Annotated in this window: 12 protein-coding genes; 10 read left to right on the plus strand and 2 right to left on the minus strand. The window is 70.1% G+C overall.

Annotated features, from left to right (window positions below):
* The first annotated feature begins 54 nt into the window (after window positions 1-54).
* Genes FFS15_RS02555 through FFS15_RS02565 form a run of 3 tightly spaced genes read left to right on the plus strand, consistent with a single transcriptional unit; the run spans window position 55 to window position 2,251 of the window.
* Entirely contained in the window at window positions 55-693 is a 639-nt protein-coding gene (locus FFS15_RS02555; protein WP_349290445.1) for a helix-turn-helix domain-containing protein, read from the plus strand.
* The gene (locus tag FFS15_RS02560) at window positions 690-899 is read left to right on the plus strand and encodes a hypothetical protein (protein ID WP_137843443.1); all 210 of its coding nucleotides are present in this window, start codon (window positions 690-692) and stop codon (window positions 897-899) included. Before FFS15_RS02555 ends, FFS15_RS02560 begins: the two co-directional genes overlap by 4 nt.
* Window positions 896-2,251 (plus strand): MFS transporter, encoded by a 1,356-nt coding sequence (locus FFS15_RS02565; protein WP_137843444.1) that lies wholly within the window; start codon window positions 896-898, stop codon window positions 2,249-2,251. Before FFS15_RS02560 ends, FFS15_RS02565 begins: the two co-directional genes overlap by 4 nt.
* A gap of 4 nt (window positions 2,252-2,255) precedes the next feature.
* Here FFS15_RS02565 and FFS15_RS02570 read toward each other — a convergent pair whose 3' ends face one another.
* Both FFS15_RS02570 and valS read right to left on the minus strand, forming a co-directional pair.
* Complete coding sequence (locus FFS15_RS02570) at window positions 2,256-2,504, minus strand: hypothetical protein (RefSeq protein WP_137843445.1); 249 nt, start codon at window positions 2,502-2,504, stop codon at window positions 2,256-2,258.
* 1 nt (window position 2,505) lies between these two features.
* The gene (gene valS, locus FFS15_RS02575; RefSeq protein WP_137843446.1) at window positions 2,506-5,088 is read right to left on the minus strand and encodes a valine--tRNA ligase; all 2,583 of its coding nucleotides are present in this window, start codon (window positions 5,086-5,088) and stop codon (window positions 2,506-2,508) included.
* Window positions 5,089-5,277: 189 nt separating this feature from the next.
* On the opposite strand from valS, the gene FFS15_RS02580 reads away from it, so the two are divergent.
* The 7 genes from FFS15_RS02580 to FFS15_RS02610 all read left to right on the plus strand — a co-directional run bounded on the left by FFS15_RS02580 (window position 5,278) and on the right by FFS15_RS02610 (window position 15,618).
* Complete coding sequence (locus FFS15_RS02580; protein WP_137843447.1) at window positions 5,278-6,894, plus strand: ABC transporter substrate-binding protein; 1,617 nt, start codon at window positions 5,278-5,280, stop codon at window positions 6,892-6,894.
* Window positions 6,895-6,929: 35 nt separating this feature from the next.
* Window positions 6,930-7,913 (plus strand): ABC transporter permease, encoded by a 984-nt coding sequence (locus FFS15_RS02585; protein WP_137843448.1) that lies wholly within the window; start codon window positions 6,930-6,932, stop codon window positions 7,911-7,913.
* The gene (locus FFS15_RS02590) at window positions 7,910-8,722 is read left to right on the plus strand and encodes an ABC transporter permease (RefSeq protein ID WP_137843449.1); all 813 of its coding nucleotides are present in this window, start codon (window positions 7,910-7,912) and stop codon (window positions 8,720-8,722) included. The genes FFS15_RS02585 and FFS15_RS02590 overlap by 4 nt, the downstream gene beginning before the upstream one ends.
* Complete coding sequence (locus FFS15_RS02595; protein ID WP_137843450.1) at window positions 8,719-10,338, plus strand: ABC transporter ATP-binding protein; 1,620 nt, start codon at window positions 8,719-8,721, stop codon at window positions 10,336-10,338. Before FFS15_RS02590 ends, FFS15_RS02595 begins: the two co-directional genes overlap by 4 nt.
* 131 nt (window positions 10,339-10,469) lie before the next feature.
* Entirely contained in the window at window positions 10,470-13,865 is a 3,396-nt protein-coding gene (gene ileS / locus FFS15_RS02600) for an isoleucine--tRNA ligase (protein WP_137843451.1), read from the plus strand.
* Complete coding sequence (locus FFS15_RS02605; RefSeq protein WP_137843452.1) at window positions 13,862-15,220, plus strand: Mur ligase family protein; 1,359 nt, start codon at window positions 13,862-13,864, stop codon at window positions 15,218-15,220. Before ileS ends, FFS15_RS02605 begins: the two co-directional genes overlap by 4 nt.
* On the plus strand, window positions 15,217-15,618 hold the full coding sequence (locus FFS15_RS02610; RefSeq protein ID WP_137843453.1) for a DUF4233 domain-containing protein: 402 nt from the start codon (window positions 15,217-15,219) through the stop codon (window positions 15,616-15,618). Before FFS15_RS02605 ends, FFS15_RS02610 begins: the two co-directional genes overlap by 4 nt.
* Window positions 15,619-15,622 lie beyond the last annotated feature (4 nt).

A 15,622-nucleotide genomic window follows, 5' to 3' on the forward strand; every position in this document is an offset into this window, starting at 1 on the left:
TTTCCTTGCAAAGAAGTGCTTGCAAAGATTCCTCTGCATCGCTATCGTGGAGTCATGGCAGAGAACGAGGCAGGCGAGGAGCTCGACGCGATGGCTCGCGCCGAGCAGCGCCACAACGAGGATCGCATCCTCGACTCCGGCGCACTTCGGGCGCTCGCCCATCCGCTCCGTGTGAAGATCTACGACATCCTCAGCCAGTACGGCCCCCAGACGGCGAGTCTGCTCGCCGAGAAGCTGGGGGAGTCGAGCGGCTCGACGAGCTACCACCTGCGAGCCCTCGCCAAGCACGATCTGATCCGCGAGGCGACCGATCGCGGCACCGGGCGCGAGCGATGGTGGGAGCGGCCAGTCGGCGGCGTCTCCTTCGCGAACCCCGACGCCATGAACACGCCGGCGGGACGTGCGGCGACGCAGGTCGTCATGAACGAGTTCCTGCGCAACCGCAACGATCAGCTGCTCGACTTCGTCAACCGCGGAATCGGCGGCGAAGACACGATGTGGCAGGAGGGGTCGCTCATCTCCACCGCGAGCGCTCGCCTCACTCCCGCGCAGAGCAAAGAGCTCACCCTGAAGATCATGGCCCTGATCGATGAGGCCGTGGACAACTATCGCAATCAGACCGGCGAGAACGTGCGGCCCGTGACCATACGCGCCGACGTCTTCCCGCTGCCGACCTTGGGAGAACCGTCATGACCGCCATCTCCGCCCCGCGCGCGTCCGCTGGCACCACCCGCTTCGAGCGGACGCTGCTGTCGACTGCCGCCGGACTCGACCACTTCGTCTCGGTGCGCCTCGAGCGCCGCGCGGCGACCCCGCGTCCGTACTCCGCCCAGGGCATCGCGTCCGATGCCCGCACCGACGCACTGTCGACCGGCTCGATCGGGATGCTGCCGCGATGACGGATGCCGTCACCGAGGTCCCCGCCGGTGAGAGCGTGCCGCCACCCCGGCGCGCGCCACTCACCCGCGACTTCGGAAAGCTCTGGACGGCCGCCGCCTTCAGCAATCTGGCGGACGGCGTCGGCCGGATCGCGGTGCCGCTGATCGCGACCACCCTCACGCGCGACCCGCTCGCGATCGCAGCGATCGGCGCTCTCGCCTTCCTGCCCTGGCTGCTGTTCGGGCTCCCGGCGGGCATGATCGTCGATCGATTCGACCGGCGATGGATCATGGCGATCGCCAACACCATCCGCGGGCTCGCCGCAGTGGGTCTCGCGCTGCTTACCGTGACGGGTTCGCTCTCGATCTGGTGGCTGTTCGCGGCTGTGCTCGTGTTCGGACTGGGCGAGACACTCTTCGACAACGCGACCAATGCGATCGTGCCCTCGCTCGTCGAGCGCCGCTCGCTCGACCGCGCGAACGGCTTCCTGCAGGCCGCGCAGATCACGATCGACAACTTCCTCGCGGCTCCGATCGGCGGCGTGCTGTTCGCTGTCTCACTCGCCCTGCCGCTGTGGGTCGGCGCCGCGGGATACCTCATCCCGATCGCGCTGGCGATCATGCTGCCGCTGTCGGCAGCGCGGCCGCTGCAGGAGGACGGCGGCGTGGCGCGGCATCCCGACCCCGCGTCCGCCGTCGCTGCGGGGGAGCCGCTCGCGGCGGCCGAGGCGGCAGAAGCGCCGGGCGCAGCCCCGACCGCTGCGCCGTCGACGTCGGCGCGCGATGCGATCCGGTACCTCTGGAATCACCGGTTCCTGCGATCGATGGTGGTGTTCACCTCGATCGTCGGCTCGGCCTTCTCGTTCGCGCAGGCCGCGATCTTCCTCTACTTCCTGGACGAACTCGCCGTCGACCCGGCCGCGATCGGTCTCGTCACCGCCGGCATCGGCCTGGGGGCCTTGGCCGGCTCGCTCATCGCCTCGACGCTCGTAGCCCGCTTCGGCCGCGGAGCGGTCATGCTCGGGGCGAACCTCGCCGCCGCGGCTTCGCTCGTGGCGATCTGGGCCGCGCCCGAGGCGATCTCTGCCACGATCGCGTACGCGGCCATGGCGGGCGCCGTGTCGGTGTGGAACGTTCCGTGGGGCGCGCTTCGACAGGCGATCGTCCCGGGGCGGATCTTCGGGCGCGTGCTCGGAATCATCCGCACCTTCACGTGGGGGCTCTTCCCGTTCGCGACGCTGCTCGGAGGCTGGGTGGCGCGCTTCGACCTGCGCCTGCCGTTCCTCATCGCGGGCGGCGTGACGCTGATCGCTGCGCTCGTGGCGATTCCGCTCCTCCTGGAGGCCTCACGGCACAACGAGCCCGAGGACTGAGGTCCTAGGCGACGCCGTCCTCGGGGTCGTGGCGCACCACCGGCTCGCCGTCGTCGTCGAGCGTCACGATGACACCCGTGTCGAGTTCGGCGATCGGCTTGCCTTCCAGCCACGTCAGCGTCCAGCGCGGGCGCGGCTGACCGAGGTCGTCGTTCACGACGGCGGTGTCGACCGAGGCGACACCGCGACGCAGAGCCTCCGGCACCGCCTTCGGCGCTTCGTCGCCGGATGTCCAGCGCGTTCCGAGCTGCATGTCAGGCCTCCTGCGGGGCGAGCTCGATGTGGTCGACGACGAGTTCGTTCCACCCGTCGAGCAGCTCGAGCTTCGCGATGCGACCCACGGCGCGCAGGTCGCCCTCGGCGAGGCGCAGACACGCGATCGTGCGATCGTCGGCGCGCAGAGTGAGCGAGGTCACCGCCGTCTTCTGCGAGGCCTTGGCCTCGGTCTTGGCGCGACGGATGCCGATGAGGGCCGCGCTCGCGGCCGTGAGCACCGCGGGGTCGCCATCGACGCCGAGCGGCTCGGGCCAGGCTGCGGTGTGCACCGAGCCGTCGTTGAACCACGACCACGACTCCTCGGTCGCGAACGAGATCACCGGTGCGAACAGCCGCAGGAGTGTCGACAGGGCAATGCGAAGTGCGAGCGCGGCCGAGGCCTGCCCCACATCGGTGCGGTCGTAGGCGCGCTCCTTGACGAGTTCGAGGTAGTCGTCGCAGAAGGTCCAGAAGAACGACTCGGCGAGTTCGAGGGCCCGCGCGTGGTCGAACGCCTCGAGCGCCTTCGTGGCATCGCGGACGACGGTGTCGAGAGTCGCGAGCATCGACGCATCGAGCGCGTGGGTGACCTCGGCGCCCTCGGGGACGGGGAACGACAAGACGAACTTCGCCGCGTTGAGGATCTTGATCGCCAGACGCCGGCCGATCTTGATCTGTGTCGGGTTCTGCGGGTCGAAGGCCGCATCCGTGCCGAGGCGGCTCGAGGCCGCCCAGTAGCGCACGGCGTCGGAGCCGTGCTGGGCGAGGATGTCGGCCGGAGTCACGACGTTGCCCTTCGACTTCGACATCTTCTTGCGGTCGGGGTCGACGATGAAGCCCGAGATCGCGGTATCCGTCCACGGCGCGCGGCCGTCTTCGAGGGCGCTGCGCAGCATCGTCGAGAACAGCCACGTGCGGATGATGTCCTGGCCCTGCGGGCGCACGTCGAACGGCGTGACGAGGTTCCAGAGCTCGGGGTCGCGGTCCCAGCCGGCGGCGAGCTGCGGCGTGAGCGACGATGTCGCCCACGTGTCGAAGATGTCCTTCTCGCCGTCGAACCCGCCCGGCACACCGCGCTGGTCCTCGGTGTAGCCCGCGGGCACGTCGGTGGTCGGGTCGATCGGCAGTGTCGCGTGATCGGGGACGAGCACGCGCTCGTAGTCGCGCTCGCCGTTCTCGTCGAGCGCGTACCAGACCGGGATCGGCACGCCGAAGAACCGCTGACGCGAGACGAGCCAGTCGCCGGTGAGGCCGTTGGTCCAGTTCTCGTACCGCACGCGCATGAAGTCGGGGTGCCACGACACCTCGCGCCCGAGCGCGATGAGCTTGTCGCGCAGGTCTTCGCTGCGTGCGCCGTTGCGCAGGTACCACTGGCGGGTGGAGACGATCTCGAGGGGGCGATCGCCCTTCTCGAAGAACTTCACAGCGTGCGTGAAGGGCTTGGGATCGCCCTCCAGCTCGCCCGACTCCTGGAGCAGCTCCACGATGCGCTTCTTGGCGCTGAAAACGGTCTTGCCGGCGATCTCGGCATAGGCCTGCTTCGCGGCATCCGTGACGATCGCATCGGGCGCCTCGTCGATGACGCGGCCGTCCTGACCGAGGATCGTGCGATTCGGAAGGTCGAGCTCACGCCACCAGATGATGTCGGTGACGTCGCCGAAGGTGCAGATCATGGCGATGCCCGAGCCCTTGTCCTGCTGCGCGAGCGGGTGGGCGAGCACCGGCACCTCGACGTCGAAGAGCGGGGTGCGCACCGTCGAGCCGAAGAGCGGCTGGTACCGCTCGTCGTCGGGGTGGGCGACGAGGGCCACGCACGCCGCGAGCAGCTCGGGACGCGTCGTCTCGATGTGAACGTCGCCCGAGCCGTCACTCTTGTGGAAGGCCACGCGGTGGTAGGCGGCGGGCTGATCGCGGTCCTCGAGCTCGGCCTGAGCGATCGCGGAGCGGAAGTCGATGTCCCACAGCGTCGGGGCCATCGACTGGTAGGCCTCGTCGCGCTCGAGGTTGCGCAGGAACGCCAGCTGGCTCGTGCGGATCGTCTCGTCCGAGATCGTGCGGTAGGTCTGGGTCCAGTCGACGCTGAGGCCGAGCGAGCGCCACAGCGCTTCGAAGTGCTTCTCGTCCTCGACGGTGAGGGTCTCGCACAGCTCGATGAAGTTGCGGCGACTGATCGGCACCTGGTCGGCGGCGCGGCTCGACTTGTTGTCGCCGCCCTCGTACGGGGGGGTGAAGTCGGGGTCGTAGGCCAGGCTCGGGTCGCAGCGCACGCCGTAGTAGTTCTGCACGCGACGTTCGGTCGGCAGGCCGTTGTCGTCCCACCCCATCGGGTAGAACACGGTCTTGCCGCGCATGCGCTCGAAGCGCACCTTGACGTCCGTGTGGGTGTAGCTGAAGACGTGTCCGATGTGGAGGCTACCCGAGGCGGTCGGCGGGGGAGTGTCGACCGAGAAGATCCCGGCGCGGCCGACCTCGGCGGCGCGGATCCGGTCGAACAGATACGTTCCCTGGGCGGCCCAGGCCGCATCCCACTTCGCTTCGAGACCCTCGAGGGCGGGCTTGTCAGGGATGAGCGCGTCGGACATGGGGTCTCCTTGTGCGATATGTGCGGCACTGTGTGAGCGTGCCTGAGTGTGGGATTCGGTCGATTCTACCGGAGGCGAAGCGCGGGAGAGCGGAGGGAATGCGGATGCCGCCAGCGACGTTTATCGACTGCGTCCAATAATCCGATACCGTTGTCGGCGTCCCCCTTCGCACACTTTCCGAGGTCACGCATGCCCGCATCCCCCCTCCGCCGAGTCCTTCCCACCGTCGCCATCGGCCTGGTGGCCGCCCTCGCATTGAGCTCGTGTGCCGGAAGCGACTCCGAACCCGAGGCGGGCAGCGGGGAAGTGGTGTGGGCCATCGAGGGCGCGAACCTCTCGGCCGGTCACATGGACCCGCAGACGAGCCAGCTCGATGTGTCGGCGATGGTGCAGCGCGCGGTGCTCGACTCGCTCGTCTTCCAAGAGCCCGACGGCACGTTCACACCGTGGCTCGCCACCGCGTGGGAGATCGAGGACGACGGCGCCGCCTATGTCTTCACCCTGCGCGACGACGTCACCTTCCACGACGGCGAGGTGTTCGATGCGGCTGCCGTCAAGGCCAACTTCGATCGGATCGCCGATCCCGAGACCGCATCAGCCCAGGCGGCGAGCATGCTCGGCGGGGAGTTCTACGCCGGCACCGAAGTCGTCGACGAGCACACCGTGCGCGTCTCGTTCACGCAGCCCTACTCGCCGTTCCTCCAGGCGGCCAGCACCGCGCTCCTCGGCTTCTACTCGCCCGCCGTCCTCGATTCCTCGGCCGACCAGCTCAAGGCCGGAGGGCCCGGCATCACGGTGGGCACCGGGCCGTTCGAGCTGACCGACTACACGCCCGATCAGGAGATCGTCTACACCCGCAACGCCGACTACGCGTGGGGCCCCCACGACTCCGGCACCGCGCAGTTCGAGACCCTTCGGGTCGACATCCTGCCCGAGGCCGCGGTGCGCGTCGGCGTCATCGAGAGCGGCGAGGCGGATCTCGCCAGCCAGCTCCCGCCGAACCTCGCCGCCGACCTCGACGATGCTCTCACCGTCGATGCCAACGAGTACCCGGGCCTTCCGTATTCGCTGTACCTAAACGAGAAGTACGGCGTGTTCGCCGATGAGCGGGTACGCGAGGCGTTCTCGCGCGCGATCGACATCGACACCGCCGTCGAGGAGATCTTCTTCGGCCAGTTCCCGCGGGCGTGGTCGATCCTGGGGTCGACCACCCCGACCTACGACGCGTCTCTCGAGGGCACCTGGGCGTTCGATCCCGCCGCCGCCGACGCGCTGCTCGACGAGGCCGGTTGGACCGAACGCGACGCCGACGGCTACCGCACGAAGGACGGGCAGCGGCTGTCGGCGCGCTGGATCGCGTGGACCCCGGTTCCCGACGATCGCGCGGCACTCGCGAACGCGATCCAGTCCGACCTCAAGGCCGTCGGGTTCGATCTCGTCCGCGAGGTGCTCGAGCCCGGCGCCTACAACGAGCAGTACGGGCCGAAGACCTTCGACCTCACCGACTGGGGATTCTCGGGCGTCGACCCCGACCTTCTGCGCAGCCACCTGCACACCGACGGCTTCCAGAACGCCTCGCAGGTGAGCGACCCGGCGCTCGACGCGCTGCTCGAGGAGGGTGTGGCGACCGCCGACGCCGACGCACGCACCGCGATCTACGGCGACGTTCAGCAGTGGAACGGCGAGCATGTCGCGATCGTGCCGCTGTACAGCCCGTCGCTGATCACGGCGGTCGACGAGTCGGTTTCAGGCCTCACCTACGATCTGTACGGGCGCCCGCTGTTCTACGACGTCAGCATCGGCTGATCCGGCGCCCTCTGCCGAGGGTCCGCGGAGGGACGATGACGGGACGACGAGAGACCCTGCGCCACGCAGTCGTGCGCGGCGCGGGGCTCGCGGCATCCGTCGTGGTGGTCCTCTGGGGCGCTGCCACGCTCGCGTTCCTCGCACTCCGCGTCATTCCGGGCGACCCGGTCGAGGTGATGCTCGGGCCGCAGGCCCAGGTCAGCGACGAGGTCAAAGACGCGATCCGCGTCGAACTCGGGCTGGATCGCCCGCCGTTCGAGCACTACGTCGCCTACCTGGCCCAACTGCTGCGTGGCGACCTCGGCGAGTCGTTCCAACTCCGGATGCCGGTGACCGAGGTCATCGGCAGGCAGCTGGGGGCCACCCTGCAGCTGTCGGCTGCGGCGCTTGCGATCGCCGTCGTGCTGGCGCTCGCGGTGGCGTTCTTCGCGCGAAGCCGCGCGTCCCGGGCGATCGCGGGGGGCGTCGAGCTCGTCATCCTCTCGTCGCCGGTGTTCTGGATCGGCTTGGTGCTCCTGAGCGTGTTCGCCTTCGGACTGGGCTGGTTCCCGGTGTCGGGTTCGCGCAACCCCGCGACGCTCGTGCTGCCGGCGATCACCCTGGCGCTGCCCGTCGCCGCCCTCCTCGGCCAGGTGCTGCGCGACGGCATCGAGACCGCCGAGCGCCAGCCGTTCGCGACGACGGTGCTCGCGCGCGGTGCCGGGCCGATGCGGCTGACCGCGCACCACACACTCCGCCACGGCGCCACCGGCGCGCTGACCCTCGCGGCCTACCTCGTCGGGTCGCTCCTCGGCGGCGCCGTGCTCGTGGAGACGGTGTTCGCGCGACCCGGACTCGGACGCGTGACGCTGACGGCGATCACCGACCGCGACCTTCCCGTCATCACCGGGATCATCCTGCTCAGCGCGCTCGTCTTCGTCGTCGTGAACCTCATCGTCGAGCTCACCTATCCGCTGCTCGATCCTCGGCTCCGCCGTGCCCCGTCGCCTACCTCGGCTCGAGAGAAGGTACCGGCATGACCCTCGGCCGGCGCTTCGCGCTCGGTGCGGCCATCGCCGTGCTCGCGCTGATCGCCGCGCTCGCTGTGGCCCCGGAACTCTTCGCCACGCACGATCCGCTGCAGACGGAGGTGCGCGCAGCGCTCCTCCCGCCCAGCGCCGAGCACCTGTTCGGCACCGACCAGAGCGGGCGCGACGTCTTCTCGCGGGTCGTGTACGGCGCCGGGCGCTCGGTCGGCATCGGCGTGCTCGCGACCGCGCTCGCGTTCGCGGTCGGGCTGGCGGTCGGCTCGCTCTCGGGGGTGGCGCCGCGCCTCGTGGATGCCGCGGCCATGCGGGCGACCGACATCCTGATGGCGTTCCCCGAATTCCTCGTCGCGCTCGTCGTCGTCGCGGTGCTCGGCCCCGGGCCGGTCAACGTCGCGATCGCCGTCACGATCGCGGCGATCCCGGTGTACATCCGCCTCGCGCGCGCCCAGACGCGCACGTTGCGACTTGCCGAGCACGTCGAGGCGGCGCGCATTCTGGGCGTCGCGCCGTCGCTCGCCTTCACGCGCCACGTCGTGCCGGGCGTCGTCGGCGCGCTGAGCGTGCTCGCCACGATCGGGATCGGCTCGAGCATCCTCGCGGCGGCGGGTCTCAGCTTCCTCGGCCTCGGGCCGACCGAGCCGACACCCGAGTGGGGTCTCATGCTCGCGGGCGGTCGCAACGTCCTCGGCCAGGCCTGGTGGATCTCGGTGTTTCCGGGCATCGCGATCACCCTCACGGTGATTGCGGCGACCGTCCTCGGCCGGACGCTCCGGGCTCGTGCGGAGGGCAGGACGCGATGACCGGCCTCGACGTGCGCGGACTGCGGGTGGCGTTCGGAGACACCGTCGCCGTCGACGGTGTCGACCTCGCCGTCGCGCCGGGGGAGTGCGTCGCGATCGTCGGCGAATCCGGGGCCGGCAAGTCGCTCACCGCGAGGGCGCTGCTCGGACTCCTTCCCGCCGAGGCGACGGTGAGCGCCGACGATCTCTCGATCGACGGCACGGATGCCCGCCCCCTCGACGAGCGCGGCTGGCGGCGCCTGCGCGGATCCCGCATCGCGCTCGTCTCGCAGGACGCACTCGTCTCGCTCGACCCGCTCCGCCGCATCGGCGCCGAGGTGGCCGAACCCCTGCTGATCCACGGCGGACGGATGCCGCGACCACAGCTGCGGACGCGCGTCGAGAGGCTGCTCGCCACCGTCGCCGTGCCCGATCCCGCGCGCCGCGCACAGCAGCATCCGCACGAGCTCTCGGGCGGGCTGCGCCAGCGTGCGCTCATCGCTTCGGCTCTCGCCGCCGAGCCGCGCATCCTGATCGCCGATGAAGCGACCACCGCGCTCGATGCGACCGTGCAGGCCCGCGTCCTGCGGCTGCTGCGCGACATCGCCGATCGCGGTGTCGCCGTCGTGGTCATCAGCCATGACCTGGCTGCCGTGCGACGGGTCGCCGACCGCGTGCTGGTGATGCATCGCGGTCGGGTCGTGGAAGCGGGATCGGTCGCCGACATCTTCGAGGCGCCCCGCCACGACTACACCCGCCGCCTCATCGCCGCGTCACGGCACACGCCCGAGCCCCGCACCGCGGCGGATCGGCCGATCCGGCTCGCGGTGACCGGACTGTCGAAGTCGTTCGACCGCCCCGCCGTCACCGACGTGTCGTTCGAGGTGCCCCTCGGCCGCACGCTCGGGATCGTGGGCGAGTCGGGCTCGGGCAAGACGACTCTCGCGCGCATGATCGTCGGCGTCGAGACCGCGGATGCCGGCACCGTGCTCCTCGACGGGCACCCGCCCACTCCGACGGGGCAGCGCAGCATCCAACTCGTCCACCAGAACCCGCTCGGCGCCCTCGATCCGCGCTGGCGTGTGGGAAGGTCGCTGCGCGAAGCGCTCGCGGCGGGAGGGGTTCCGCGCAGCGAGCACGCCGGTCGGGTCGCCGAGCTGCTGGCCGAGGTCGAGCTCGATCCCGCGCTCGCGCGTCGGCGCCCGTCCGAACTCTCGGGGGGCCAGCGCCAGCGCGTCGCGATCGCGCGTGCCCTCGCCGCGGCACCCGAGGTGCTCGTGCTCGACGAGCCTGTCTCGGCCCTGGACCCCCTCGTGCGCGAGCGGGTGCTCGCTCTGCTGCTGCGGCTTCAGCGCGAACGTGACCTCACGATGCTCTTCGTCTCGCACGACCTCGACGTCGTGGCGGGCGTCGCCGACGATGTGCTCGTGATGCAGGAAGGCGTCGCCGTCGAGCAGGGGAGCACGGCTCGCGTGTTCGCCGATCCCCGGCATCCCTTCACGCGTGAGCTTCTCGCGGCCGCGCGCGCGCCCCTGCCGGATGCGACCGCGGACGGACGCGCGTACACTCGACGTAGCAGCATCGATCCGGCCATCACCGGGGAGCTCTCGGAAGAACAGGACTCCGGTCCCCACTAGAACCGAGCGGGTCAGGCCCGTCACAGCCGCTGTGAAAGTGGTCGGCTCGCTTCCGCGAACCGGCACGCGGGGTGGTACCGCGGCTCGAACGGGTCGTCCTCGCAGGAAGCATCGCAACCTGCTGGAGTGACATGACCTATCCCCGCCCCTCGTCAAGCGCAGCGGCCGGTGCATTCGGCCCCGCCGCCGATGCCGTCGTGCCGAGTCCGCGTTTTCCCGACGTCGAGCGCGAGACGCTCGCGTTCTGGCAGGCCGACGACACGTTCCGCGCGTCGATCGCGAATCGCGACGGGGCCGAGGAGTGGGTCTTCTACGACGGCCCGCCGTTCGCCAACGGCCTCCCGCACTACGGGCACCTTCTCACCGGCTACGCCAAGGACCTCTTCCCCCGCTTCCAGACGATGCGCGGCAAGCGCGTCGATCGCGTGTTCGGCTGGGACACGCACGGTCTTCCCGCCGAGCTCGAGGCCATGAAGCAGCTCGGCATCACCGAGAAGGCCGAGATCGAGTCGATGGGCCTCGCCGCATTCAATGACAAGGCGCGCGAGTCAGTGCTCGCGTACACGCGCGAGTGGGAGGAGTACGTCACGCGCCAGGCGCGCTGGGTCGACTTCGGGCGCGGCTACAAGACCCTCGACACGTCGTACATGGAGTCCGTGCTGTGGGCGTTCAAGACGCTCCACGAGAAGGGTCTCGCGTACGAGGGGCACCGCGTGCTGCCCTACTGCTGGCGCGACGAGACGCCGCTGTCGGCGCACGAGCTGCGCATGGACGACGACGTCTACAAGATGCGCCAGGACCCCTCGGTCACCGTCACCTTCCCGCTCGTCGGTGCCAAGGCCGAGGCACTCGGGCTGACGGGCGTTCGGGCGCTGGCGTGGACGACGACGCCGTGGACACTGCCGACGAACCTCGCCCTGGCCGTGGGTCCCGGCATCCGCTATGTCGTCGTCCCGGGCGGGCCCGCCGGCGCCGCCGACGTCCACCACGCCCCCGACGGCCACGCCGACGACCCGATCGAGGCGACGGCGCACCGCTACCTGCTCGCGGAGGAGCTGCTCGCCGGGTACGCGAAGGACCTCGGCTACGAATCGGCGGACGCCGCCCGCGCGGCCGTCGTGCAGTCGGTGCTCGGCTCGGAGCTGCAGGATGTCGCCTACGACCGCCTGTTCGACTACTACGCGGATGCCGAGACCTGGGGCACCGAGCGTGCCTGGCGCATCCTCGTCGACGACTACGTGACCACCGCCGACGGCACCGGCATCGTCCACCAGGCGCCCGCCTACGGTGAGGACGACCAGCGCGTGAGCGAAGCGGCCGGCATCCCTCTCATCATGAGCCTCGACGACGGCGGTCGCTTCCTGCCGCAGGTGACCGATGTCGCAGGCGAACTGTGGATGGACGCGAACACCCCGCTCGTGCGGCTGCTCCGCCAGGACGGGCGGCTGCTGCGCCTGGCGAGCTACGAGCACTCGTACCCGCACTGCTGGCGGTGCCGCAACCCCCTCATCTACAAGGCCGTCTCGAGCTGGTTCGTAAGGGTGACCGACGTCAAGGACGGCCTTCTCGAGAACAACGAGCAGATCACATGGGTCCCCGACAACGTCAAGCACGGCCAGTTCGGCAAGTGGCTCGAGGGTGCGCGCGACTGGTCGATCAGCCGCAACCGCTACTGGGGCTCGCCGATCCCGGTGTGGAAGAGCGATGACCCCGAGCACCCGCGCGTCGACGTATACGGCTCGCTCGCCGACCTCGAGCGCGACTTCGGCCGCCTTCCGCGGAATGCCGCGGGTGAGGTCGATCTGCACCGGCCGTACATCGACGACCTGACCCGCCCGAACCCCGACGATCCGACGGGCCGCTCGACGATGCGCCGCATCGAAGACGTCCTCGACGTGTGGTTCGACTCGGGCTCGATGCCGTTCGCGCAGGTGCACTACCCGTTCGAGAACCACGACTGGTTCGACGAGCACTCGCCGGCGGACTTCATCGTCGAGTACATCGGTCAGACGCGCGGCTGGTTCTACGTCATGCATGTTCTGTCGACCGCCCTGTTCGATCGTCCGGCATTCACCGGCGTCTCGTGCCACGGGATCGTGCTCGGCAGCGACGGGCAGAAGATGTCGAAGTCGTTGCGCAACTACCCGGATGTCAGTGAGGTGTTCGACCGCGACGGATCCGACGCGATGCGCTGGTTCCTCATGGCGAGCTCGGTGCTGCGCGGCGGCAACCTGGTCGTGACCGAGGAGGGCATACGCGCGGGCGTGCGTGAGTTCATGCTGCCGCTGTGGAACGCGTGGTACTTCTTCGCGACGTACGCGAACGCCTCGACGGGCGGATACGAAGCGCAGCGGCGCACTGATTCGACCGACGTGCTCGACCGCTACATCCTCGCGCTCACGGGCGACCTCGTGCGCGACGTCGCCGTCGACCTCGAGGGACTCGACTCGACGATGGCCGCCGCCAAGCTCCGCGACTTCGCCGAGGCTCTCACCAACTGGTACATCCGGCGCTCGCGCGACCGGTTCTGGGTGGGCGTGGACGCGTCCGACCCGAAGAGCACCGAGGCTTTCGACACGCTCTACACCGTGCTCGAGACGCTCACGCGGGTCGCGGCGCCCCTCATCCCGCTGGTCTCGGAGAAGATCTGGCAGGGCCTCACCGGCGGCCGGAGCGTCCACCTCGAGGATTGGCCGGATGCTGCCGAGTTCCCCGCGGCTGACGACATCCGCTCGGCGATGGATGCCGTGCGCGAAGTCTCGAGCGTGGCCAACGCGCTGCGCAAGCGCGAGGGCAAGCGGGTGCGCCTCCCGCTGTCGCAGCTCACGGTGGCGGTGACGGATGCCGCATCCCTCGCCCAGTTCGAGGGGATCCTCCGCGACGAGCTCAACGTCAAGGCCGTCGAGCTGGTCGAGCTGAGCGCGGGGGTCGCCGAGCGCTTCGGCATCAGCAAGCGACTGAGCGTCAACGCCCGTGCAGCCGGACCGCGCCTCGGAAAGCAGGTGCAGCACGTGATCGCCGGCGCCCGCGCGGGCGTGTGGGAGGAGCGGGACGGCGTCGTGGTCGTCGACGGCGTCGCTCTCGAAGACGGCGAGTACGAACTCACCCTCGAAGCAGGCGGCGTCGACGAGGGCACGGCCATCGCACTCCTGGTGGACGGAGGCTTCGTGCTGCTCGACACCACGACCACCGCGCAGCTCGAGGCGGAGGGTCTCGCACGGGACGTCATCCGCGCCGTGCAGGACACGCGCAAGGGAGCCGGCTTCGACGTCAGCGACCGCATCCGGCTCGGCCTGCTGTTCGAGGACGCCGAGGACGCGGCGGCCGTCGCCGCGGGATTCGATGCCGCCGATGTCGCCGGTGAGACGCTGGCGGTGGCGTTCACCGTGCGCACGCGCACCGAGGAGCTCCATTCGGGCGGCAGCACCACGGTCGCAGTGGAGTACGAGGCCGTCGTCGACGCGGGCACGTACGCGAACCGCGGCGCCTTCACGGTCGACGTCGCCCGGATCGAGGTGTCTGCATGAGCGATCGCGATCGCACGCGGGCCGACGCGGTCTACGCGGCGCTGCTGGAGCGGCAGGGAGAGCAGTGGGTGCAGCCCCGCGTCGAGCGCACCGCGCGTCTGCTCGAGTACCTCGACGACCCGCAGCGGACATACCGCGTGATCCATGTCACCGGCACGAACGGCAAGACATCGACGAGCCGCATGATCGAGAGTCTCGTGCGCGCGCACGGCCTGCGCACGGGACTGTTCACGAGCCCCCATCTCGAGCGGTTCACCGAGCGGATCATGATCGACGGCGAGCCGGTGGCCGATGCCGCCGTCGCCGACGCATGGGCCGAGATCGCGCCCTTCGTCGACCTCGTCGACGCTGAACTGGCAGCGGCCGGCGACGCGCCGCTCACGTTCTTCGAGCTGCTGACGGCGCTCGCCTTCGTGACATTCGCCGACGCGCCGATCGACGTGCTCGTGCTCGAGGTCGGCATGGGCGGGGCATGGGACTCGACCAACACCGCCGACGGCGACGTCGCGGTGTTCACGCCCATCGACCTCGACCACGCGGATCGCCTGGGCGACACGATCGCCGAGATCGCGGCCGTGAAGGCGGGGATCATCAAGGATGCCGCGGCCGTTGTCTCGGCACGCCAGGAGCCGGTCGCCGAGGCGGCGCTGCGTGCCGCGGCCGCCGAGCGCGGCGCCACGATCGCGTTCGAGGGCGCCGAGTTCGCCCTCGCGCAGCAGCGGCTCGCCGTCGGCGGCCAGCTGATCTCGGTGCGCGGACTCGCCGGTGTGTACGACGACGAGTACCTGCCGATCTACGGTGCCCATCAGGCCTTCAACGCCGCGCTCGCGATCGCGGCCGTAGAGTCGCTCATCGGCGGCGCCGCCCAGGCGATCCCGGGTGACGTGCTCGCCGAGGGCCTCGCGCAGTCGACGTCGCCCGGCCGGCTTCAGCTCGTCGGCGTGAACCCCACGGTGATCGTGGATGCCGCGCACAATCCCCACGGCGCACGCGCACTCGTGTCGGCGCTGGCCGAGTCGTTCGACTTCGACGAATGGGGAGTCGTGCTCGGCGTGCTGGGCGACAAGGATGCCGCGGGCATCGTCGCGGAGCTCGCCCCCGTCGCCGCACACGTGTTCGCCACGGCGCCCGACTCCGAGCGCGCGAGCGACGCCGACGCTCTCGCGGACCTCGCCGAGGCCCAGGACCTCCGGACCACGGTGCACGAGGATCTCGCTGCTGCCGCCGAGGCTGCCCGAGCGTGGGCCGCGGCATCCGATCGACGTGCCGTTGTCATCGCGGGGTCCGTCCTGCTCGCCGGCGAAGCACTCACCCTCGCCGATGCACAGGACTGGAAGTCCGGGTGGGAGGCATGACCGACGCACAGCCGGCGCCCGGCCCCCGTCGCCGTGGGGCGGCCGAATCGCTCGCCTCGATCGTGCTCGCGTTCGAGTCGGTCGTCGCATTCCTCGGCGGACTCGCCGTCTACGGTCTGCAGGTGCTGCCTGAGGCGGTCGCGGACTGGTGGGGCATCGTCGCCGGGACCGTGGTCGCGCTGCTCATGATCGTCACCGCCCGCCTCGTGCGCTATCCCTGGGGCATCGCACTGGGCTGGGTGCTGCAGGCGATCGTGGCACTCGGTGCGATCCTCGTGCCGGGACTCGGACTCGTCGCGCTCATTTTCGGCGGCATGTACGCGTATGCGACGATCAAGGGAGCCGCCCTCGACCGGCGCAACGCCCAACTCGCGGCGGACACCCCTGACGAAGCCTGAACGG

It is taken from the genome of Microbacterium sp. 2FI, from assembly GCF_005502885.1.
Classification (GTDB): Bacteria; Actinomycetota; Actinomycetes; order Actinomycetales; family Microbacteriaceae; genus Microbacterium.

What these genes read in the sequence shown, in the direction of transcription:
- FFS15_RS02570 (WP_137843445.1), bottom strand. Translation starts at nt 2,504, where the DNA reads ATGCAGCTCGGAACGCGCTGGACATCCGGCGACGAAGCGCCGAAGGCG.
- valS (WP_137843446.1), bottom strand. Translation starts at nt 5,088, where the DNA reads ATGTCCGACGCGCTCATCCCTGACAAGCCCGCCCTCGAGGGTCTCGAA.
- FFS15_RS02595 (WP_137843450.1), top strand. Translation starts at nt 8,719, where the DNA reads ATGACCGGCCTCGACGTGCGCGGACTGCGGGTGGCGTTCGGAGACACC.
- FFS15_RS02585 (WP_137843448.1), top strand. Translation starts at nt 6,930, where the DNA reads ATGACGGGACGACGAGAGACCCTGCGCCACGCAGTCGTGCGCGGCGCG.
- FFS15_RS02610 (WP_137843453.1), top strand. Translation starts at nt 15,217, where the DNA reads ATGACCGACGCACAGCCGGCGCCCGGCCCCCGTCGCCGTGGGGCGGCC.
- FFS15_RS02590 (WP_137843449.1), top strand. Translation starts at nt 7,910, where the DNA reads ATGACCCTCGGCCGGCGCTTCGCGCTCGGTGCGGCCATCGCCGTGCTC.
- FFS15_RS02565 (WP_137843444.1), top strand. Translation starts at nt 896, where the DNA reads ATGACGGATGCCGTCACCGAGGTCCCCGCCGGTGAGAGCGTGCCGCCA.
- FFS15_RS02560 (WP_137843443.1), top strand. Translation starts at nt 690, where the DNA reads ATGACCGCCATCTCCGCCCCGCGCGCGTCCGCTGGCACCACCCGCTTC.
- FFS15_RS02555 (WP_349290445.1), top strand. Translation starts at nt 55, where the DNA reads ATGGCAGAGAACGAGGCAGGCGAGGAGCTCGACGCGATGGCTCGCGCC.
- FFS15_RS02580 (WP_137843447.1), top strand. Translation starts at nt 5,278, where the DNA reads ATGCCCGCATCCCCCCTCCGCCGAGTCCTTCCCACCGTCGCCATCGGC.
- FFS15_RS02605 (WP_137843452.1), top strand. Translation starts at nt 13,862, where the DNA reads ATGAGCGATCGCGATCGCACGCGGGCCGACGCGGTCTACGCGGCGCTG.
- ileS (WP_137843451.1), top strand. Translation starts at nt 10,470, where the DNA reads ATGACCTATCCCCGCCCCTCGTCAAGCGCAGCGGCCGGTGCATTCGGC.